Below are 23,162 nucleotides of genomic sequence, written 5' to 3'. Positions count from 1 at the left end.
TAATCCGCAGGCCAAATGATCTTTCTACTCGTTCCCCTTCTTGTCTCGTCACTTATCTCTCATGTTGAAGAAAAAACGCGTCGCGTTGATGATCGAAACGTCGACGATTTACGGCCGGCATTTGTTAGAAGGGGTCATTCGGTTCCGCCAGACTCATCACGATTGGTCGATTTTTCTCGAACAACGCGACCTGACCGCCAAGCCTCCCGCATGGCTAGCCGACTGGAAAGGAAACGGGATTATCTCGCGCGTGACAACGCCGGAATTTGCCAAAGCGGTCGCCAAAAGCGGAATCCCGATCGTCGAGTTGACCGACCGGGGACAAGATTATGGTTTCCCTGTGATCCGCAGTGATGACGAGGAAATTGGTCGCGTGGCCGCCACGCATTTAATCGAACGAGGTTTCCAGAATTTTGCGTTTTGTGGATTCGAGCATGAAGAGTGGTCGACACGACGGGAAAAGTCATTTGGTCGCCACGTTTGGAAACCTGATAACGAATGCCCTGTCTACCGATCCGTTTGGCAAGGACCGGACGCCAGAACCGCCGAAAACGAGCGGACGGAACTCGTTCGCTGGCTGACAAGTTTGCCGCTGCCCGTAGGAATCTATTGTTGTAGTGATGTTCGTGGCCAACAGGTGCTCGAGGCGTGTGCCCAAGCCGAGCTTGTCATTCCCGAAGAAGTCGCTGTGATTGGCACCGATAACGACAGCGTGATTTGCGAATTGTGCGACCCGTCAATGACCAGCGTGATTCCCAACGCAGAAGAAACCGGATTTCAAGCGGCGAGTTTATTGTCGCGGTTGATGAAGGGTGAGAAGCCAGACAAATTGCTGCACGTGGTTCCACCGATTGGAATCGAAGTGCGTCAGTCGTCCGATATCGTTGCGATCGACGACCCGTCGATCGCAACAGCACTGTCGTATATCCGCGAAAACGCTTGTAACGGAATCACGGTCCAAGATGTGATCGCTCACTCGGGATTGTCTCGCAGTACGCTCGAACGCCAGTTGAGAAAGTTGCTTAGCCGCTCGCCGCAACAAGAGATCCGCCACGTGCAAATCAAACGAGCACGACAATTGTTGGCGGAGACCGATTTGGCGATGGATCGCATCGCGGCGCTCTGCGGTTTTGATCACCCCGAATACATGCACGTCGTTTTTCGTCGCGAAACGAACATGACACCCGGCCAATATCGTCGTAATTTGAGATCGACGAAATAGACATCTACCTTAGTAGCGGTGCGGCGCAAGGGGGCTGTTAGTTTAGCGAGGCGCTCGCGCGTGAGCGGCCGGGCATACCGCATTACCCGGCGTCTTACGAGAGCGTCCGGCTTAGAAGAATCAGAACCCGAAGCGTAAGTTTTGAAGTTGCGCTAGTTGCTGTCGCGGAGCGACATATTTCGATAGCCTCGGACTTTAGTCCGAGGGATATTCGCCAATATTAATCGAGTCCCAGCGGGACGTTTTGTGACTTGATGGTTCGCCACAGAACGTCGCTCCGCGACTTGGCGCCAATTTCAGAACCGATAACCTTGGACTAAAGTCCAAGGTTATCCCATAAAGTGCCTCCGGCACAAAAACAGCAACTTCAAAAAGCGTAAGCGAGGGAATATCTGTCTTGACTCGGTCCCTCGCTTACGCTTCGGGTTATGATTTGCTGGCCATACTGCAATACTGTTTCGCCCCTTAATTCGAGTTTCAATTTAACATGTCAGTCAATATTCAAGCGATCTATACCGGTAAACTAGGCGTCCGCGCGACACACGGTCCCAGTGGAACCGAACTTACCACGGATGCTCCGGTAGACAACGGTGGACAAGGCACCAGTTTCTCACCGACCGACTTGGTGGCCACTGCACTTGGAAGTTGTGTGCTGACGATTCTCGGACTCGTTGCCCAGCGGCACGAGATCGAATTGACCGGTACCAAGGTCAGCGTGACCAAGGAGATGATCGCACAACCGGTGCGACGGATCGGACGCTTGGAAACGATCGTGACAGTACCGAGCGGTTTGGTGGACGATCCCGCGATGCGAGATCGACTGGAATCCGCAGCGAGAAAATGTCCGGTACACCAGAGCCTACACTCAGATATCGATGCCCCGATTACATTCGTGTACGAATAATCTTGTGATCCGACCAGTTTAGAACCGTCGGAATAACTACTGACGTAGCGGAACTCGTTAAGAGTTTCGACCTGTGCCGCGATTCACGAAAGTCTTGACGACTTCCGCTACAAGTGAGGACCGTCAACTATTGTTCCGACGGTAATCAAGTGCTTGTTTTCGCTCGCACTGCTGATCCGGGTTCGAGCGTGTCACTCGGGTATACGATCACTTCGTCATCGACTCGCAATCCGTTGATGATTTGCGTTTGCGTTTCGTTCTGAAGGCCGATTTCGACCTGCTGAAGATTCGCCTTGCCATCGACAATGGTCAACACATGCCATTGTCGTTGATGGCGGAATAAGGCGCTGTTGGGTATCAGCAACACATCGGCGAGCTCATTGACGACGATGCGCGTCTCCACTCGATATCCGTCTCCGAGCGAGGCGATGCGATCGGGAGGTTCATTGAAATCGGCGATCACATTGACGCGTTGCTCTTCAACGCCCAACGACGATATTTTCGTAAACGCCCCCGGTTCAATCACTCGCACGTAGCCTTGCAGTGGCGATTCTCCACCCCAGTGCTCGATGGTCAATTTGGCTCCGGGCGTGATTCGCACCGCGTCGGTCGACAAGACGTCGATTTCAATCTCGAGGTTACGTGGGTCTCCGAGTTCTATGAGCGGTGTTCCAACAGCGACCACCGCCGAGCTTTGTTGGATCACTCGCAATACTTGTCCTGCGATAGGGGCCATAATTTCAAAAGGCTCTACCGCGTCATCGTCAACGGGTTCGGCAAACTGCTGCGCAGCGGCGTTGGCCATCGCAAATTCAAACTCTGCAATTTCAACATCAAAGCGAGCCGTCTTGATGGCTTGCCGGGTCGCTAATTGTTCGGTTCGAGCAATGTCATATTCGCTCTCGGAGATGGCGTTAGAGGGACGCAGTCGTTTAGCACGCTCGAATTTTGTGTTGGCAAGGTCGTTATTGATTACCGCTTGCTCACTCGCGGATTCTGCACGTTGAAGCGCCGCTTTTGCCGCCTGGACTCGCGCACTGGCTTCCGCACGAGCTCGCGCGTCGAGAAACGCGGGGGCACTCGGCAAGATCACCGCCAGCAGTGTTTCTTCGCTGCAATGGTCGCCCGCGTCCAGCTCGATTCGTGAGACGCGGCCCGAGACGGGAGCCGAGACGATATATTTCTCGCGGATTCGCGTCTTCCCATCCTCTTGGACAGTGACTTGAAGCGGACCGATGATCGCTGTGGCGGATTCCACTTCCACGGGTTCAGGGAACATTGCAAAAATCCACGCCATGATCGCTGCAACAATCAAGATTCCCCATAGCAGCGTCTTTATTGAAAACTTCATGTTATTCTCGTGTTTTCAACACCCCAACCAGATCGAGGTGAAAGATGCGACGCTGGACCACCAATCCAGAGAAAAACGTCGCGGCGATGACCACCACCGTTGCTAACGCGTAGGTGTTGCGGCTAATCACTAATGGAATCCGATAGTTGTCGGTGTCCAATCCGCTGGCCATCATCCCAGCCAAACCGTACCCAATCACCCATCCAAGCGGAATCGCAATAAGCGTGAACAAGGTGATTTCACCAAGCAAAACCATTGAAACCTCGTTTCGCGTGAACCCAATGACTCGCATCGTCGCGAGATCGCGGCTTCGTTCGGACAAGGAAATGCGGGCGCTATTGTAGACGACACCGATTGCGATCACAGCCGCAAAGAAGATGATGAAGGATCGCATCACCAAAATGTTTTCCGCCACCGTTTCGCGAAAACTGTTTAACACCGCGTCTTTGATCATCACGCTACCCACGCCAGGCCGAAGTTCGAGCTCCGAAAAAAGCTCATTCATCCGATTTGCATCGACCTTCAGAAAAGCACCCGAAGCCACTTTGGACTCCTTTAGCATGGCGTGTAACTGTTGCTTATTCATGTACGCGTTCAGCCCCGCATATTCTTCGACCAACGCGGAGACTTCCACCGTCAGCGTGGGCCGCTTGTCCTCGAGTACTTCGATCGTGACAAGGTCGCCGCGATTGACACCGAGCAACTGAGCGAGCTTGGTATTTAACATCACACCAAACTCGGGCACGACCAAGACGCGTTCATCCTTGTCGAGCAAACGATACAGCGAGGCGTTGCGATCCAGCCCCATCAACCCGATTCTGCGAGAACGGTTCTGAAAGTGAATGCGAGTCGCCACCGAACGAATCGTCTCGCTATCGAGCACTCCCTCCAACCGGCTGACCTCGTACATCACCGACGAGGTTGCCGGTTCAACGAATGTCACCATCAGGTCTTGCCGCTGTGCTTTGCGAAATTGGAAGTCCATCATGTAATTCATCGCGTCGAGCGAGAAACTTCCCAGCACCATGACGGCACCCGCCATCGCAATCCCGATGATCGAGAACCCTGCCTTGATTGGATTGCGAGCGACGTTACGGATAATCATTCGCATCTCAGAAGACAATTGCTCGCGTGGAATGATTCGCTCCAAAAGTGTCGGCTTGTAGCGCGGCGGAGGCTCAGGACGCATCGCTTCGGCAGGTGGCAATCGAATCGCCTTGCGAACCGAAAGCCAAGTGCCGAGACAGGCGGCTGCGGTAGTCAGCAAAAAGCCGATCGCGATCGCCATCACATCGACTTGGATGGTAAGCGTGGGAAACTTATAGAATTTGGCATACATTTTGGTCATGCCCGACGCCATCCAGATTCCAAACACGGTACCAATCACCGTACCGCTGACCGATATCAACAGCACCAAATTCAAGTAGTGGGATCCGACTTCGACGTTGGTGTAACCAAACGCCTTTAGTGCGGCAATCTGCTCGCGTTGCTGAATGATGATGCGTGAAACCACAATGTTCAGCAGAAACGCAGCGACCGATAAAAAGATCGCGGGTGACACAATTGCCATGGAACGCAGCTGTTTGAGTTCGTCCGACAGATACTGATGCGAAATTTGTTCGCTGCGGCCATACGCTCCTACGCAACCGTAGGGCTCTAGCAATCCATCAATTTGGTCAATCACCTCGTTGGGATTACTGTCGTAGGCGAGTTTAACGGCGACGCTATTGAATGCACCGCTCATGTCGAAGGCGGCTTCGAGATCACGCTCGTTCATCCAGAAGATTCCGAAGCGTTTATTGTCCGGCATGATGCTGCCCGGTTGTATCTGCATCACGTATTCAGGTGACATCGCCACGCCAACGATCTTCAACGTCTGACGCTTGCCATTGATCACCGCACGCACTTGATCACCGGCAACGAAACCGTGGGCCATGGCGAACACGTCCGACACTACGACCTCGCCGGTACGCTCGGGTTCAATCATCCGCCCTCGCGAAATGTAGACCTTGTTGAGCAAACACTCGCCAGAATCCGGAACCGAAATTAGCCGTGCCGTTGCCGGTTCGCTCATCTCCGGAACATCCAGTAAGACGTCAAAGACCAAGCGAGTCTCGACGGCGGCCACCCCTTCGATCTCTCGCAAACGAGGCCTTAACGCATTCGGGCTCCGCCGTGTTTGAGCAAAAATGTCGGCAAAGCGAAAGTCTCGATAAAACGCTTCTTTGCTGGTTTCGAGCGAATTATACGCGCACATCGACATCACAAACGTGGCAACACCCGCAGCGATCACGCATAGAATCGCAAACACTTGCCCCTTCATGTGCAACATGTCGCGTATCAGTTTTCGATCAAGCTTGCGCATCGGTTACCATCGCAACTCCGAAACGTCAATCCGTTTCGTGTTTGCATGGATCCCTGAGATCAACCCATCCGATAGCGAGATGACGCGATCAGCCATTTCGGCGATCACCGCGTTGTGCGTAATCACCGCCGTCGTGGTTCCTAGTTCTCGATTGATTCGCGAGATCGCATCGAGCACCCAAACGCCCGTTTTGACGTCGAGTGCACCGGTCGGTTCATCGCACAATAACACGGTGGGATTTTTTGCGATCGCTCGGGCGATCGCGACACGTTGCTGTTCACCGCCTGAGAGCTGAGCAGGAAAATGATTCGCGCGATCTTTCATTCTCACAAGATCCAACGCGTCCATCGCATCCATGGGCGACTTCGCGATCTCGGTGATCAGCTCGACGTTCTCTCGAGCGGTCAAACTCGGAATCAAATTGTAGAACTGAAAGACAAAGCCCACGTGGTCGCGGCGGTAACGTGTCCGCTCTGTGTCGGTTGATTGAGTCAGGTCCGTGTTGTGGTATTGGACCGTGCCCGCGGTCGGCACATCCAAGCCGCCCAAGATATTCAGCAGGGTCGATTTCCCACTACCTGACGCTCCCAGCAACACGACAAATTCGTGTTCGTACAGTTCCAGGTTGATCCCTCGAAGTGCCTGCACCTGCACTTCGCCCATGTCGTAAACCTTGGTGACATCACAGACGCGGAACATGGCGTTTTTTGTGGATGTCAAATCATTCATGTCCATCGTCATCGGGAATGCAGCTGCGAGCACGACCATCATCGAGACTCATTACCAGCAATGCATGATAGCCATTGCGAAGGAACTAAGCTGGTGTCGGGATTCTATTCACTACGCCGCTGTAGGCCAGGTTGACTCGATTCACATAAACGTAACTGTAGAATACAATCGTAATCACCGCTTGTCACGCTGGCCTGCTTTCCTGCCCCTTTACCCACCGTTGTGAAACATTTTTTCCTCGAAGGTTTCGTGCATTTTTAGCGTAGCGGAAGTCGTCAAGACTTTCGATCCATGTCATACGCCCCCGAAACTCTTGACGAGTTCCGCTACGAAATGCTTCACAGCGTTCCCCATTTACCGCTACCTCATCTCGAGTCCTGAATGTCGCATCGACGAAAGCGGCGGAACTCATCGAGTACCGCATCGCATCGCAGTGAAAATCCGACGACTCCGCCTCAACAATCGGACTCCGTCTTATTAGGGATGCCGAGTGGGGTACTGATGGCTGCGATTGGCATACTCGCGCTAATACTGCGTTTGACCTGTTTGGCTGAAACCGCATCGATTGCGTCGACGCAGCAATTGCTCGGTGACGCTGCAACCTACTATGCCTGGGCCGAGAAAATCGCATCGGGATCGTGGTACGGAGATACAACATTCTATCAAGCACCGCTGTATCCGTATGTCTTAGCGGTTTTGATGAAATTCGGTGGCGTTGCTGTGCCAGGCATCCGGATCACGCAAGCCTTATTCGGGGCACTTGCCTGCGTTTTGTTAGCTGCAGCAACAAAGAAAGTGTTTGGCTTGCGGGCCGCCGTGGTCGCGGGATTGATGATGGCGGCCTATGCCCCGGCGATCTACTACGACGGCATCGTCCAAAAAACCTCGTTGGCGTCATTGTTGTTGTGCGGATTGCTATGGGCGAGTCTCTCCATTCAAGCTCGTTTGTTCAGCAGGGCCGAAGATGCGTCTGAGACCGGTGTCACGCCGGAGCCTCGCAAAACGCCCGTATTGGCGTTCTGCCTAGTTGCCGGGCTGTTATTGGGGCTGCTCGTTTTGACTCGCGAAAATGCGTTACTGTGGATTCCGCTGTTTCCGATTTGGTTGATTTGGCTTCCATCATCTCTTTCACGCCACCACCGATTCGCTTTGGCCGGCACAATGGTGCTCGGACTTGTATTGGTGCTACTGCCGGTCGCTGCCCGCAACGGTTCACTAGGCGGCGAGTGGTCTCCGACTACCTTTCAAGCCGGTCCGAACTTCTATATCGGCAACAATATGCATGCTTCGGGGATTTATGAACCGCTCGTCCCTGGCCACGAAACCCCCGTTTATGAACGAAGTGACGCCCATCGATTGGCCGAACGAGAAATGGGGCGTGACTTGAGCGCCCGCGAGGTTTCACGATTCTGGTTCGGGAAGTCCTGGAGCGAGATTCGCCAAGCCCCTCGTTCTTGGATCTCACTGTTGTTTCAAAAGACGGCGATGGTTGTCAATCACTTCGAGGTGCCTGATGTCGAAAGCCTGTTTATTCACCAACAGTATTCGGTGGTGCTCAAATTACTTTCATTTTGGCAATTTGGCCTACTCGCCCCCTTGGCAGCGATGGGGATCGTGTTGACGCGCGAACGTTGGAAAGAACTGGCTTTGCTATACGCATTGATCGCGATAATGGTGATCGCTATCGTCGGTTTCTTTATTCTCGGTCGCTATCGATTTCCGCTTGTTCCACTGCTGATCCCTTTTGCTGCCGTAGCAGTTACCCAGCTATTTAAAGCTGTTGCCCAACGTCAGTCGCGATCTTTGTGGATGCCTCTGGTGACTGGAATCATTGTCGCAATCATCAGCTATTTACCGATTCATGCCGAGAATCATCTGAACGCTTCGTCGTTAATGAACGTGGGCGTGGCGGCAGGCGCACAGGGGGATTTGCGTTCGGCAATCAAATTGCTCGAGCAATCGGATCGGATGCAACCCGACATCGCCGAAACGAACTACAACCTCGGATTTGCCTACAAGCAACTCGGTCAGATTCAACTCGCGATTGAGCACCTCGTCAAAGCGGTACAGTTAGAGCCCGATTTGTTGACCGCTAATTTTCACCTAGCGGAATGTCTCGAACAAATCGGACGCTTCGAGGAAGCGAGAGTGTTTTATACGAACATCCTGACAATCGAACCTCAACACGCCAGTGCTAAGCGAGCACTTAAGCGTCTAAGCGAGTTCGCACCGCGGGAACAATAACCGCCCCCCAATGCTGCGAAGCATTTCTTAGCGGAACTCGTCATGAGTTTCGGGGGCATTCACCATAGAACAAAAGTCTTGACGACTTCCACTACGCTGAATTAGCACAAACCCTATAGGAAAAAATGCTTCACAGCGTTGGCCGCCCCCGCTGAATCGTGGTCGATTCAGCGACGACAGTCAAAAACTAAGCAACGACAATCAAATGCATTGAGTGCAATTTTGAACGACGGATAATGCCGTCTTATCCGTCTCCATGGTCACGTCGCCTGAGCAGGGCTAGAAGACGATTAGGAGGACTCTTCACCCGTCGATGCGGCATCCTCATCCATTTCCTTCATGTACGCTTCCTGCTGGGCTTCGATTTCCTCCGGAGTCATGTTTGGTTGCTCAACAACGCCGGGTTTGCTTTCACCACAACCGGTCATTACGAGACAGCCGAGGGAAACAAACAAGGTTGTCAAAAATAGGTTTTTCATTGTTGTGCTCTACGATAAGTGGGGAAGAGTTCTGAACTGAATTATAACATTCAGCATTATGATACCATTGTCAATAAATGGGGGCTGTTGACAACCTAAAATGCGACTCTCGACGCACGGTTTTTCCAGGTTGTTTGGTGTGTTTACATCATTATTATACCGCTCGGATTGATTCACCTGTGCGGAACCATTGCTTTAATCAGATCGCTTTAACAGGCAGAGTGTTGGAACACGAAAAAAGGGCTAGGTCCCCTCAGTTGGAACCTAGCCCTTCGAACTTTACTACTTGCGAATTTCAGCCGCCGAAGACTAGTCCTCCAGCGACTCGGTTTCCTTCGAGGCTCGCGTGCCTAATGCACCCCACAAACCAAACGGACTCTTAGAGCCTGCCGGTGCGCCGTTCGCACTGTCGCGTTCAACGGTGGCGTGGGTACTGTCACCCGCTTCGATGCTTTCGGTGATGAATTTCACCGCACCGTCCCCCATCAACACGTGGCAACCACCTTGGTGACGACTTGCCGGCGAGTAAATTCCACGGGTATTGTCACCGCCGTCAGAACAACTCGGCTTGTTTGGTGCGAAAATCGTGTTCATACCGCTATAGTTAGCACGTCCATCACCCCAGCGAGTTCCGCGAGGCACTGTTGGTGTGCCACCGGTGTAGAACTGAGGTCGTTCGGGATCAATCCCTTGTGCAGGAAGAAGGCAGACGCCAGGTTCTCGCACGATTTTGTCACCGCCACCCGTCGTGTTACTGCGAATGTCCGCGATGATTTCTTTTTGTCCCATCGATGTGACGATCTCACCCATTGCGATGGTGTTCGACAAACCGTCTAAGACGTCGCGGAACCTTGTGGTATGACGAGCCCAAAACATTCCTCGATTTGCCGCTCGGGCACGGGTTGCAACCCAAGTCTGGTTGTTGCCGTTGCCATTGTTGTTGTCGTTATCAATGTTGCCCCAATCGTTGTAGCCGCCATTGTTCACGAACTGGACGCCATCGCCGAAGCAGAAGCCATAATTCGTAAATCCAGTGCCCGTTCCAATCGATACCGACGGGTCACTTGGACAACGATAGGCTGGCAGTTCGGTCGCCCATGGCTTGTACTGACTTGCCCAAGGCACTGGCCCCATGGCCGGCCAAGTGTTGTTGGCAACTCCGCCCGGCATACTGGTACCAGGAGTCGTTTCTTGGCTAGGGTTGGAAATGCTTTCCCACATTGCCTGCTGTTCAACAAACGGCAATACGCCTACCAACGCACTGACGTACAACCGGTTGTAGTTGTAGGACACGTTTGCCACCGATCCGCGATCGGTGCCACACATCGTCCGTGGCAATTGATTGTAGGCAGAGTGGTAGTTGTGGATCGACAATCCCAATTGCTTGAAATTGTTACTACATGACATGCGGCGTGCCGCTTCGCGGGCAGCCTGTACGGCGGGCAGCAGTAGCCCGACGAGAACACCAATAATGGCGATGACGACTAGCAGTTCCACCAGAGTGAACCCAAGTCGGCGTGAATCAGGTCGATTCATAAAAAAGTACCTTCCAAACGGGGAGAAAAGGTAAGAGAGCATGAATTTGGGTACGAAAACGCCCCATGCTCTCAAACAGATGAGTTGAAAATGGATGATTGATTGACGGAGATGTTTTGATAAGAAATGAGCGAGAAGTACCGTCGAACTTCAAAAGCCCATCCGCAACATACGAGAAAAAGATTTTGTTGGGGTCCTCCAATGTTTTAAGAAAGGAGTTCAACACCTAAGACAAGGCGACAAGTAGTGAACAATGGTCAACATCAATACCGCTAGCAGTCAGCAAGGGGGCAGCCAGCAACCAAAAGTCTACGTATCATCTTCTGTGCGTGACCCCCACCCGTCAACCCTAAAAACTTGTCTGATAGAAACGATTGCAAGGATATTGATGAATTATCAGTTAAGGTGAAACGCCATTGTTTCGCACGATTAGCGTGCTTTAAGTCGTTAGCAGGAAACAGCTTACGGGGGGTGACGAACTACTTGCTTGCCCTTGTTCAGACTTGACTATTTGCTGGCGTTGCGGGTTACCGCCGTTTTTAGATGGGGGCAGAAACAGAATAGGAACCGCGGGGTTTACGCCGCACTAATGGATTCGTTGCTGTTGCCATCGGATACTGGGGGGACTTTTTCTTCCGTCCGATACTGCAGTTACCTCTCCACCAACGAAGTGAGACTGCTGATTTAGTACGAAAACACCGCTCTTATGTTAGGCGGTTTGGCGCAAGCCACGGTTGGATGGCAACGAAACCGTGGCTTGCGCCAAAGCGGAACGCTGTGAAGCATTTTGTCGTAGCTACCTTCGCCAGAAGGTGGTGATTCGTAGTTGCGCGGCACCCATCCACGCTCTGGCGAGCGTAGCTACAAAACGCATATGCTGTAATTTGCCGACTCTAAATGCTTCACAGCGTTGGCCAAAGCGGCTAACTAAATCAGCAGTCTCCAATTTGGTAGAGAGGCAATCTCGACGACCTTCGAGGTGTTGTGAACGCAATTTTTCAATCTTCGGGCTGCGTTTTTTTTACAGTCACTTGATGTCTTTGACTGAGTGATTGAAGTTTCGTGTCCAGGTCAGCCCAGCCACCGTCAAGAAAACCTGTTCTCGGGATTGCGAAGGTTGAATTGTCGGGCATCACGATTGTGAGCGTTTCGTCATCACGCACGATCTGGTCGACCTCGGACCAAGGCACCGAACGTCGAGAACCTGGTGCTTCGCTGAAGCATGCATCTTCGGTAAGCCAGCCCCACTGGTTCCACTGTAATTCGGGGATGGCGGGTACGATTGTTTGCCGCATGGACGTGTAAGCCGAGATAAGAAATAGGCAACCGATTCCGACAGCACTGGCGAGATAGGTTCGTTCGATTACGAAGAGCCAGAACGCGATCGCGCCTGTTACCAGCATCGCGACAATGACCAAATAGTAAATCGCCAGTTTCGTCGGCGGTTGCGCGGGACGTTGTCGAGTTGTTAGCTCAAATCGAATGGCGTCTGGCGGTGCATCGTTCCAATCTGCTGCGATGCGATAACTCGCTTCGGTTTCATCTGCTGCTCGAAATGCTTCGATCATTGAGCGAACGCGTAAAGCAGGAAAGGCTTCGATACAGCGTGCTGGTATCGCAATGAAGTTGCCATTCTGCAGATTCCAGTCGAGCCGAATTCCATGGCGATTCACCGCGACAACCGGAAAGCATCTCCACGAAACGCGATGTCGTTTCCCATCGCCCGAGTTCAAAAATGTAAATCCTTGTGCGTCGAGTACTCCTTCGATTGGTCCCAACAATCCCCGCGATGTTTTGACAAGTCGGTGAGCTCGGCGAGAACGTGAAACAAGCCAGTTTGCGACTAATCCTAGAGCCGATAGCAGCGTTACAAAACCAGAATAGACCGTGGTTTCTAATATGATCCCATCTTTAATCATCAACGCTATGCCGAGCACCCAAAGCGGAGCCACGATCACCACAAAAGCGAGGCGAACCACGTGCAATACAAGCGGCGTGGGCATCAACAATGCAATGTCTTTGAGAAAGACTTCGCCCGAAACTTGGATCGAGTCGTCTGAGGTAACGTTCTCGCCGGTGAGCACGGTCGCGGGACAGTAGGGATTGGTCGTTGTCTTCATTCGCTGAATTTTTCGAGCGTGACCAAGCGTAAGGTGAGGCGTAAGGCCGTGAACGATTTTCTGGTAGCTACCTTCAACGGAAGGTGGTGATTCACATTGAACGCCAACAATCCACGCTCTGGCGAGCGTAGCTACGAAACGCAAATGCCGAAATTTGCAGCATGAAAAGCGCTCGCGGCGTTGGGTGGGGCGTGGGGATTTCGACTACTGGCGTGACAGGATCGTATGAATTCGAATTAAGATTTGGCGGATAAAACCACTCGACTTTGGCGGCGTCCTGCGGTGAACTTGTCGCAATGACCAAATCGGCATCGGCGACCGTTCGCCGTCTTGATCTGCCGTATGCACGATGGTCATAAAGTGCGATAAGCGACGATGAAAGGGAATCGTTGCGGCCGCAGGAGCAGCGATGCGGTGTGTCGTGGGGGCTTTGCGTTTCGGAGCGATCAGCCGCAACAGCAATACGCCCAACCATAAGCCCAAACCAGATCCGATCCCAAAATAGACATGAGCCATCCAGGCAGGTGACTTGAATAACGCCATTCCACCGAACCCGACAAAGATCGCGGTAATTAAGGTGACGCCTGCGACGATTAAGACTCGCATTGGATTGAACATGGCGTTGGAGTGGGTAAGGATGACGCTGAGGACCTTTGGAACCACTATTGACGTAGCGGAACTCGCGTGAGAGCGTCGACCTGTTCGGCGATTCACGAAAGTCTTGACGACTTCTGCTACGAGCCATCTCAAGTGACGGCTGATCATTCCATTCTTGCATACTTGCGAGCAGGTGGCGAGCGAAAACAGCTTCCGAAACTCTTGGCGAGTTTCGCTACCGCGATTATTACCGCGATTATTACCGCGAGTTTTGCTGCGAATCTTGCTCCGACGTGATATCGGCGGGCCACAGAATGACGGTGCCATCGCGGCTTGCGGTTAGCAGCAGCTCGCCGCTGGCGGTCACATCCACCGCTGTGACGCTAGAGGTGTGTTGTTCTAGCAGCAGTACTTCGCGGGCTTGGAATGCGTCCTGCGATTCGGGATCTGATTCACTCGATTTTTCCGTAATTTGTTCAATCCGCGGGTCCCAAACGCGAGCGGTTTGATCGTCGCTGGCGGTAAAGACTCGCATTTGTTGTGACGCGTCTTGCAGAATCGCGATGTCATCAACTTGCTGGGAATGACCTCGCAATTCAATGGGATCGCCCACAGGTTCACCTTGTTCAGGAACTTGCCAAAGGTAGCCGACTGACTCCGTGCTGCCGACCGCGATCCACTTGCCGTCACGTGACGAAGTGATGCAAACCAAACCACCGGCACTGGGCTGCTGAAACACAATCGGACTCGCGGGTGAATCAATCCGCCAAAGCTTTGCTGTGCCCGCAGAGCCACAAGCCAACACAGACATCCCATCGAACGATAATTGGACCGAACGCACCGGAGATCCAAAATCAAATTCGCCCGCCGCCGTGACACGTTTCGATGTCGGGTTCCAATGCCAAAGACGGACTTTGCCATCATCGCCGCCCGACACCAACCGGTAGTCGGGCTCGCCGCCGAGCGATTGCTGTGCAAATTCGACGGAACGAACGGGGCCATCGTGAGCGACTTCGAGTTTCCCGAGCGGATCGAGTGTGGCCGAATCCCAGATTTTGATTGAGCGACTTCCAGTGACAATATATTTCCCATCGCTCGAGAAACTGGATTGCACGACTGCGGCATTGGCGCGGAAGCTGCGTAAATGAGTTCCTTTTGCCTTGTCCCACAAAAACGCTCCATCGCCGTTTAGACTGACAAACTGTCCGTCGTTGATCGGTTTGACGTTGGCGGTAGCCCCTAATTCGGACGGCAGTTCCATCGAAGATGTCTTCTTTGCCGACTGAAGTCCGGCACCCATCGTCCAGCTGTCGACGCGAGTTGCTTGATGGGCCCCCGAAACGATCGCCACGATCGCGGAATGTCCTTCTTCGGAAAACTCTGCAGACGCAATACGCCGGTCGCCGTCGGTTATATTTGCTGCGACGTTCGTTCCCTCGGAGCTGTCTTTTGCCCTACGTCGTTGCGTGCTTCGCTGCAATTCGCGTCCCTTCCGAGTCTGCAAATCCCAGAGATGAACCGACGTACGCAATTGGTCGTTGGTGGACAATTCACACACCGTCAGTGCGAACTTTGCTTCGGGTGACAGTGAAACGGAGGTGACGTATCCATCGTGTTTCATTTTGGCTGTTCGCTTTTTTGAACGAAGGTCGATCAACGAAAGCAGTTCGTCATCCGCAGCGACAAGAATCTGTTTGCCATTGGGCATAAAACAAGCTGCGTTGATGCGATTGCCTAACAGCGTGTCGATGGGGCCGCCAATGGTTTTACCGGTTCGCATGTTCCACAGAAAACCACGGCCGGCGCGATCTCCGGTGAATAAGCGAGTTTCATCATCGGAGATCGCATATGCCGTGATGGCTTCTTCGTGTTCTCCGAGTGGAAACAGCTGCATCGGCATGGGACGTCCCGACGGGTTGACGCGAAACAGCCGTGCCTTTTGTTCGGGCGAGCTCGAGCCGGTCAGCAAATAGCGACCCGTCTTGGACAACGCAAACGATTGATTCAGTCCCGTACCAAACAACTCGCCTAGCTCGGTGCCGAGATCGAGATCCCAAATGCGTAGGATTGCATCCGCACCGCCGACGTACAAACGTCGTCGCGTCGGATCCAACGCCATCGACATCACAATGGACGTGGTTCCCTCGCGAAGCGTGCCCCCCTCTTTATCGCGATCCTCGGTGACCACGCTACCAATTTCTTCCAAAGCCAAGGTGTCGGCATCGATCCGCATGACCTTTGCGGTGCGGTCCCGACTCGATGTGACTAATTGCTGGCCATCGGGGCTGAAGCGTGCGGACAAGATTTCATCTTTATGAGCTTGCCGTAGTGACAGCCGTGGGGCGACGTTGGTTGCATCCTCGGGCGACGTTTCGACCGAGGCCAACTGCGTCATTGCAGCCGCCCCAACGTAAGTACTCGGGTTCCACGAACGTACGGAACGATCCATGGATGCGGACAGCACATGGGCCGCGTGATCGCCTAGAAAGGATGCGGACGTAACCCAACCGCCATGCCCACGCAGCGAGGTATCGAGTTGGCGTGACTGCGTTTTCCACAGTTTAATCGTGTAGTCGTCCGCTGCGGTAAGAATGGTTTGACCGTCGGCGGAAAATTCGATCGCTCGCACTGCATCTTCATGAGCCATGTGTTTGACAAGCGATGGTGAGGATTCGCTGTTCGAGCCCGTCGGATTCGCGAGATTGCGTTGGCCTAACGCAGGATCGTCTAAGGAGATCGAGTTGACCGGCGAGCTTGTTTTCGATTCGCTAGGGTTGGCGGTTTCAGTATCGGTTTGGGCAACCGATTCGATCGCCGATGAGATCGCAGCGCTATAGTCGACCGGTTTGATTGTCGAAGGACGCCAAATCAACACATGGCCGCGGTCATCGCCGGAAGCGGCGAGTTCACCATTCCGTGATAACGCGATCGAGGAAACGGGCCGATCATGGGCATCAAAATCGCCGCGTCGTTCCGCATTCCACCCGCCCTCGGTTCTCGACAGTTGCCATAAGACGATCCTGCCTGCGGAGGCGTCTGCTGCGGCGGTCGCAATCAACCACGCTTTGGCGGGCGTCTGCTCGACAACGTCCAACTGCAGCACGGGTGCGATATGCCAACAATCAGCTACTTGGGTTTGTTTGCCCAAATCCCAAACCCTGGCGGTTCGATCCTGGGACGCTGACACCAGGAGCGTATCGCCAGCGAACTTTAGATCCGACACCGCACGCGTATGTCCGGCCAGTGTGGCGGACACCTTTTCAAGTGTCGCGTCCCAGAGCTCAATTTCTCCGGATGCGGTTCCCAACGCAATTTGAGATCCGTCCTCGGAGACCGCTGCGGCGACCGCATTGGAACCGTCCATTCGCTTGGAAACGTGTGAGCTGATCGAGCCGCTTGTACTCAGCAGCATTCGCTCGACCGTACCGTCAGCCAACACGGCAACGGCGGAACGTCCATCGCGAGCGGTTGCTAGGTCGACGACCGGTGACTTTGTGTCGAGCGTCGAATCGGATTCACCGAGTTGACGCATCAACCAACGGTATTCCCACGCCAGCGGACGGTAAGTGTGTTTGGCGTTGTCGTCTGTTTCGATTGCGTCTAGTCGTTGGTGCTGCTGGTCCGCGATGCTTTTGAGTGTTTCGTGAGCTTTGCTAAAGTTGTTGCGATCGATACGTGCTTTTGCCAAACCGATACTGGAAATGTAGCCTTCGTACTCGGCGATCCGTTGTTGTTTGCGAGCATCGTCGCGTGCTGCGAATGCTTCTTTTTCACTATCAAGGGCCGCCTGTTCTGCCACTTTCGCAGCATTTTTGGCCTCGGTTTCTGCGGTCAGTGCTTTCTCGGTAGCTAAGTTAGCCGCAATTGCTTTCCTTTCGTTTTCTAACGCCAAAGTTTCGTTTTTCTTTGCTAACTTGGTCTGACGTTCAGCTATTTCTTGATTGTCAAAAGCTATCTTTGTTTGTTTCATCGCGATTGCCGTTGCATCCTCGGCAATTTGACGCTTTTGGTTGATTATCAACGTTGCAACCGTGCCGCCGATCAAGATGAACACCAGCATCGCGATTGCGAATAAGCGAAGCAGACGAAAGCGGCGAAGTCGCTGAGCACGCTGGGCAAGTCCATGTTTCAGTTGCTCGATCAGCGGAACATGTTCGGCGTTATCCGGATCGAGAACCTGCAGTCCTGTGTCGTAGTCTTGGTTCTTCAAGGCAATTTCGGCGCAGCAAAGTCTTGCTTGGCCGAGACCGTCGATCGCACGTTGGTTGCCGCTCCACAGCGTTAGTGCTTCCTCGTACCCGTAGATGGCCCGAGAAAAATCAGCATACAGTTCCGACTTCATGCCGTTTTCGAAATCCGCCTTAGCCTGCGTCGTTAACGCGATACTTTCGGCATTACTGCGATAGTCGCGAATCGCTTTTTGGAACGAAGGCACGTCGGGATACCGCTGCGACGGCTTGGTTGCCATCGCCTTCAACGCGATATTCATCAATTCGCCCTGATGTTCGGGCGTAACGTCGCGAATCGTGTTGTTGGCCACCGCCTTTAAACATTCCCGCACATTGCTCCCATGATGGGGCGCTTCGCCCGTGATGATCATGAACAGCGTTGCGCCAAGCAAATAGACATCGCTGCGGACGGTCACTCGCGAGATCGGTCCGGTTGCCATTTCCGGCGCCATAAACGCCGGGGTTCCCCCGAGTCCGGTCACGGGAAAGACCGATTCGTGTTTCTCGAACGCTTCGGTCGGTAGCGCCAATCCCCAATCCATCACCATCACGACACCAAAGTCGCCCAACATGATGTTCTCTGGCTTGATGTCGCGATGCACCACGCCTCGCGTGTGAGCAAAGCCAACCGCGTCGGCAACCTTCAGCAGAATCTCGAGATTCTCATCGCGAGAGGTTTGGGCAATCACCTTGTTCCACGGCGTGCCAACCACCCGTTTCATGGCATAGAAAAGAGTGTCTTGTCCCATCACCGCGATGTCGTGGATCGGGACAATATTGGGATGGTCCAGGTCCCCAGTGACGACCGCTTCGGAGAGGAATTGTTGGCGGCGGTTTTGTTCGACATCCGCCAACCGGCCCGAGGATTCCAGTTTCTCGCGTTTTTCACGGTCCAAGGGGCGAATGATTTTGACGGCGATCATCCGGTCGAGCGACTCTTGTTTGGCAACGTAGACATTCCCCATGCCACCCTTGCCGAGCAGACGTACCAGTTGATAGTCGGATACGTTTGACCCCGTGTCTGATCCTTTGGTGACATTGCGAGGCACGATCCGCAAGTTGGTTTCACGAAGCGATCGTTCGATCGCCGGAGCCAACTGACTCGGTTCGTTTCGATGAGTCGCCGATTTGGCCAGCGATTCCCACATCACCGCGTCTTCGTCGGACAACTCTCGCGGATTGATCGTCGCTCCGACCTCGCGACTCGTCATGATCGACTGAGCTGGAGTCGCTACAGAATCGTCTTCCTTGTCATTGGCACTGTCCTCGTCCTTCGCATTGTCCTTGCTGCTGGGGTGAGGAATCGATCCAATTGCAACCGTGTGATTGGGAGGTTGCGGCACAGCGGGCGAGTCGGGTTTTGACTGCGTGCCGCCGCCCTGTTTGACGCCATCGTCAAACGCAAGTGTTCGTTCTAAGTCCGCAGCGGACAGTGTTCGATCCAGTCCATCAGATTGTGTCTTTTGGTTTGCGGCGGACGAGGGTTCCGCCTCTTCCATGTCGAGGGTTTGCTCAATCTGCTCGGTGATTGCAGTAGGGTCAATGTTCGGAAGCGTTTTCGACAAATCTGCCGCGGCGATCTTGTCAGCCGGTTTTTCGGAGTCGCTGGGAACCATGATCGTCGCGTCTAAGTTAACATTCGCATCGGTGTCAGTGAGCGACTTAAGTGGATCGGCGTTGGACGCGGCAACGTCGTCAATGTTGATGGTTTCGTCGACCGAGGAATCGAGCTGGGTAGGCTCGTCGCGAGTCGCGTATTTTTTCCCCGCTTTGTTACCTTGTGACGGATCGCGATCCGTTTGCCGCGTGGGATCCGGCCGAGTATCGTCCCCAGAATCCGGATTCGGTGATGAAGGTTGCTTAGCCATAATGTATCTATGATTGCGATCGAGCGAGGCGGGCGAATCGAGCGACTTTGGACAGTCGGTCATCCGCCGCATTAGCGAGGCCCGAGGTTGGCCGCACAGGGTTCTTGACCACAGTGTCTTGATCCTCTGGTCGGGCGTCCATTCGATGATCCGATGCCGACACGTCATCCCCGTTTGCCGGAGCCTGTTGATCAAGTTCGTTCTCAGCGTCGCCCTGAGTTGATTCCGTTTGCTCAGGAGTCGCAGTATCCTCTGGCATCAAATCCAACATTTTTAGTTTCAAATAGCCGCCGTCGAGTTCATCGCCCAGATCAATCGCTTCTCCATTACGCACGTCGGCCTGGATAATCGTTCGTTCGTTGCCGTCCCCCAACACATATTCGATCACATACCGACCATCAGGCAATTTGGCAAACAAGCGTTTCAAATTGTCTCCTTCCAGGATCGTATCTTGCAATCGCTTTGGCGGTGCTAAATCTTCGCCATCAGGGTCGGGTGAGATCACGCGGATCTGGAAATATTCATCACGGACCACAGCTGACCCTCGCGACGCTTCACTGGTCAACACATTCGTGCTAGTCAGTTCGACCGTACTTTCCACTCGAACGAAAATCTCGAATGTCTCAGGCTCTGGGATCACATTACGAACCGGAAAAAATGAGACCGGGATCGTAAGCGAAGGAATGATGAATTGAGCTTGACCATTGACATGCAACAAACTCGCATTGTCGGCAACGGAGTTTTGTTGAATTGCTTGGTTTAGATCGGGACGCAGCGGATTGTCATTATCGGTTGCCGAGATGACGCCGCTTTCGACTTGCTCGGCCTCTGCGGAACCTTGCGTGATTGAGTTCCCGGTCACAATGATCGATTCGTGGTGGCGGACCGAGAAACGCACTTCCAAGGGAGCGGTGGCTGAGGTCCGTCCATTCAGACGTGACTCAAGTATGTCCTCTTCGGTGTAAGCATGCTCAATCGAATGCAACTCACCGCCGGCCAGCAAGTCAACTTGCTGATAACGCTCGAAATCGCCGCCCCAATCGAGATTCAAGGTTAGTCCCTGTTCACCCGATTGACCTAAACCCACCGTCAAAAAACCAGCCCCGCCGTTCCCCAATGCTTGCGTCAAGCGGTTCGTAAAGACCGATGACGTATCATAAAACGCAGCGTCGCTGGGATCGGGAAATTCGGTTGCTGGGCCGCCAACCGGGGCGTTGGGATCCGGGGTCAGAACCAGAGGCGGCATCACGGGGCGAGGTGAGAAAACGCGTGCGACGCCGACGTTGTCGCCTGTGCGGATCTCAATTTGCGTGCCAAGTTCCACCGAGTTGGCGTCCAATTGAACCGCGCCGAGGGTCGATTGCGAAGCGAACAAGGCAACGCCATTGCCAATCAGTAACCGATCGCCCGGATCATTGCCAGCGTCCAGTCGGATGCGTCCGTTGGTCCCGCCCGCGATGACTTTCGCATCGACCTGAAACTCGCCGTTGTCGTCTTCGCCGCGTTCGTCCGGTATTTCGATCGAGTCCGCAGCGGTCACAATGATCTCGCCATCGAACGTTTGTAAATCGAGCAAACGAACTGAATCGTCTTCGGCAATTTGGATGCTGCCGCTAGCGGTCACCACAGCTGCGATTTCACTCACGCGAATATCGAGAGCGTCTGCGGCACCGATTCCTGATGCACTGTTCAGGGTGACGCGTCCAAAATTAGCGTCGATGTCGAGATTCGAATCGCCACCGTCAATGATGGCCCCTGCGATAGAATCAATTCGCACTGCGTTTGCCGACGCAGTGGTCGTGACAAGCGACGCGATCGTGATGTCGGAATTGGCACTCAGCGAGATCGTTCCGTCGCCGGCATCGATCACCGACGCATCTCGCATCTGAATCTGCTGGGCCGAGGTCACGCGGATGTTGCCGCCGGACGAGGCAACCACGCCACTGAAGACGACCCCGAAGTCGGCTGCCGTATTTTGGATATCAATATTTCCGCCGAACGAGCGAACGTCACCTACGATCAAAACGTTATCGGTCTCGACAATCGTGATGTCGCGATCGGAGTTAATGGATTCGATGACGTCAAAGTCGTTGCCGGGTGAATTGAGGCTAATCAAACCATCGGTAGCGACACGAACTTGGTTTAACACCAAGCGTGTACCACCTGCTTGCGTGACGTCGCCGCGGACATCACCGTTCTGGCCGATCGACAAGCGAGATTGCGAGCCATCGATGTCGCCAAGCGTCACATCGTTCGCATTGTCAATCGTAACGACGTCACCAGCGAACGGGATTGTGAGACTGAGCGAATCGAGTCGAACATTACCACCGCCCGCGTTAATCACAAACGAGTTCTCAATTGCCGCGGTACCGCTGACAGTGACGTCACCTGTTGCCTTAATCGAAAGACTTTCTAACGTCGCTGCGTTTAGTCCTAACGAGACATCGCTGCTGGTTTGCAGATCAATGTTACGGGCGGCAACGACTTCGCCAATCTCAATGGCGCTCGATTGATTGCTAACATTCAGGTCACCCGAGATTGCGATCGAACTTTCGCGAAGCGTTCCCGATGATGCGTCAACGAATTCCAGGTTCCGTATCAGCCGCCCACCGCTGGCGTCGGTGTCACCGAACAAGAACGTGGTGCTGGGCTGTGTTCCAAGATCAAAGCGAAGATCAACGTTGTCCGATGCCGAGGTGGTGATCGCGTTACTCAGATCGACACTGCCCCCGTTGCCAACAACGTCGACCGAGCCCAACAGAATCACGCGTCCATCGACATCGAGTCGACCGCTGCCAACGTCAATCACCGAATCGGAATTGACGGTCCCGATCAACACGTTCCCATTTAAGACCAACTGGTCGTCCGATAACGAGATCGTGGGGGCATCTTGATTCAGCGTGATCGATTCGGAATCGATATTGTGGGTCGCCGTCCCGATCGGACCACGGTCGGTCAGAATTAATTGGGTTGTGTCGCTTCCGTCACCATCGACCACGGTAACGCTGAGACTGGACGGCAATTGTGCAACGAACACATCGTCGCCGCCGCCGAGACTGACGATAATCTGGCCGGCCGTGACTGCACCCGCGGCCAGGGGATCTGTTGGATTGCCAGGGTGATTGGAAATCGGAATGATTTGGTTGACTTCGTCGCGAAGTTGCAGCGATCCATCCGCAGTCACTTGCAATTGAACGGTGTCTGCCGCCGAGGTTCCCGTGATCAGCAATTGGCCAAGATCGCTCAACTCGGCAGTCGCATTCAGGACGAGACGAGGCTCCAATGGACGGAGCGATGGACGATAGCCGCGGGATTGGCGAATCGGCATCGGGTTTGCGCTGCCGGCATCCAAGCGCTCGCTGCCAGAACGCACTCGCCGCGTCATTCGACGCAAACGATCGATCGCATGCCAAGTCGCAGCGGAAATACGGCGATCGAAATTCATACGGATCAAGGGTTCGAACAGTAAGGACACATAACGTACGAAATAACGACTCGGACTGGCACGCTTTCCAACC

At 53.7% G+C, this 23,162-nt stretch carries 12 protein-coding genes; 3 read left to right on the top strand and 9 right to left on the bottom strand.

Features of this window, described 5'->3' with window-relative positions; translation table 11 throughout:
• The first annotated feature begins 61 nt into the window (after positions 1 to 61).
• On the top strand, positions 62 to 1,222 hold the full coding sequence (locus SH528x_RS20795) for a substrate-binding domain-containing protein (RefSeq protein WP_442505373.1): 1,161 nt from the start codon (positions 62 to 64) through the stop codon (positions 1,220 to 1,222).
• Between the two features lie 487 nt (positions 1,223 to 1,709).
• Complete coding sequence (locus tag SH528x_RS20790; RefSeq protein ID WP_442505372.1) at positions 1,710 to 2,126, top strand: OsmC family protein; 417 nt, start codon at positions 1,710 to 1,712, stop codon at positions 2,124 to 2,126.
• A gap of 145 nt (positions 2,127 to 2,271) precedes the next feature.
• Here the strand turns inward: SH528x_RS20790 and SH528x_RS20785 are convergent, their stop codons facing one another.
• From SH528x_RS20785 to SH528x_RS20775, 3 genes are read right to left on the bottom strand one after another with little or no spacing between them, the layout of a single operon-like run.
• Positions 2,272 to 3,477: an efflux RND transporter periplasmic adaptor subunit gene (locus tag SH528x_RS20785; protein WP_442505371.1), complete on the bottom strand. Its 1,206-nt coding sequence runs from the start codon at positions 3,475 to 3,477 to the stop codon at positions 2,272 to 2,274.
• Between the two features lies 1 nt (position 3,478).
• A complete protein-coding gene (locus SH528x_RS20780) occupies positions 3,479 to 5,842 on the bottom strand; it encodes an ABC transporter permease (RefSeq protein WP_442505370.1) in 2,364 nt (787 codons plus the stop codon).
• A gap of 3 nt (positions 5,843 to 5,845) precedes the next feature.
• Entirely contained in the window at positions 5,846 to 6,613 is a 768-nt protein-coding gene (locus SH528x_RS20775) for an ABC transporter ATP-binding protein (RefSeq protein WP_442505369.1), read from the bottom strand.
• A gap of 339 nt (positions 6,614 to 6,952) precedes the next feature.
• Here SH528x_RS20775 and SH528x_RS20770 point away from each other — a divergent pair, with 339 nt between their 5' ends.
• Positions 6,953 to 8,815, top strand: a complete 1,863-nt coding sequence (locus SH528x_RS20770; RefSeq protein ID WP_442505368.1) for a tetratricopeptide repeat protein — start codon at positions 6,953 to 6,955, stop codon at positions 8,813 to 8,815.
• Between the two features lie 290 nt (positions 8,816 to 9,105).
• Here the strand turns inward: SH528x_RS20770 and SH528x_RS20765 are convergent, their stop codons facing one another.
• The 6 genes from SH528x_RS20765 to SH528x_RS20740 all read right to left on the bottom strand — a co-directional run bounded on the left by SH528x_RS20765 (position 9,106) and on the right by SH528x_RS20740 (position 23,089).
• Complete coding sequence (locus tag SH528x_RS20765) at positions 9,106 to 9,294, bottom strand: hypothetical protein (protein ID WP_442505367.1); 189 nt, start codon at positions 9,292 to 9,294, stop codon at positions 9,106 to 9,108.
• A 309-nt stretch (positions 9,295 to 9,603) separates the two neighbouring features.
• Complete coding sequence (locus tag SH528x_RS20760) at positions 9,604 to 10,830, bottom strand: DUF1559 family PulG-like putative transporter (protein WP_442505366.1); 1,227 nt, start codon at positions 10,828 to 10,830, stop codon at positions 9,604 to 9,606.
• 998 nt (positions 10,831 to 11,828) lie between these two features.
• Positions 11,829 to 12,950, bottom strand: coding sequence for a YcxB family protein (locus SH528x_RS20755; protein ID WP_442505365.1), 1,122 nt, complete (start codon positions 12,948 to 12,950; stop codon positions 11,829 to 11,831).
• Between the two features lie 204 nt (positions 12,951 to 13,154).
• Positions 13,155 to 13,568: a hypothetical protein gene (locus tag SH528x_RS20750; protein WP_442505364.1), complete on the bottom strand. Its 414-nt coding sequence runs from the start codon at positions 13,566 to 13,568 to the stop codon at positions 13,155 to 13,157.
• Between the two features lie 238 nt (positions 13,569 to 13,806).
• The gene (locus tag SH528x_RS20745) at positions 13,807 to 19,644 is read right to left on the bottom strand and encodes a protein kinase domain-containing protein (RefSeq protein WP_442505363.1); all 5,838 of its coding nucleotides are present in this window, start codon (positions 19,642 to 19,644) and stop codon (positions 13,807 to 13,809) included.
• Positions 19,645 to 19,651: 7 nt separating this feature from the next.
• A complete protein-coding gene (locus SH528x_RS20740; RefSeq protein ID WP_442505362.1) occupies positions 19,652 to 23,089 on the bottom strand; it encodes a beta strand repeat-containing protein in 3,438 nt (1,145 codons plus the stop codon).
• Between the last annotated feature and the right edge of the window lie 73 nt (positions 23,090 to 23,162).

The sequence above is a fragment of the Novipirellula methanifontis genome (assembly GCF_052161655.1).
Taxonomy (GTDB): Bacteria; Planctomycetota; Planctomycetia; order Pirellulales; family Pirellulaceae; genus Novipirellula.
The sequence above is the reverse complement of the archived record's forward strand: the minus strand, read 5'-3'. Positions and strand labels throughout refer to the sequence as shown.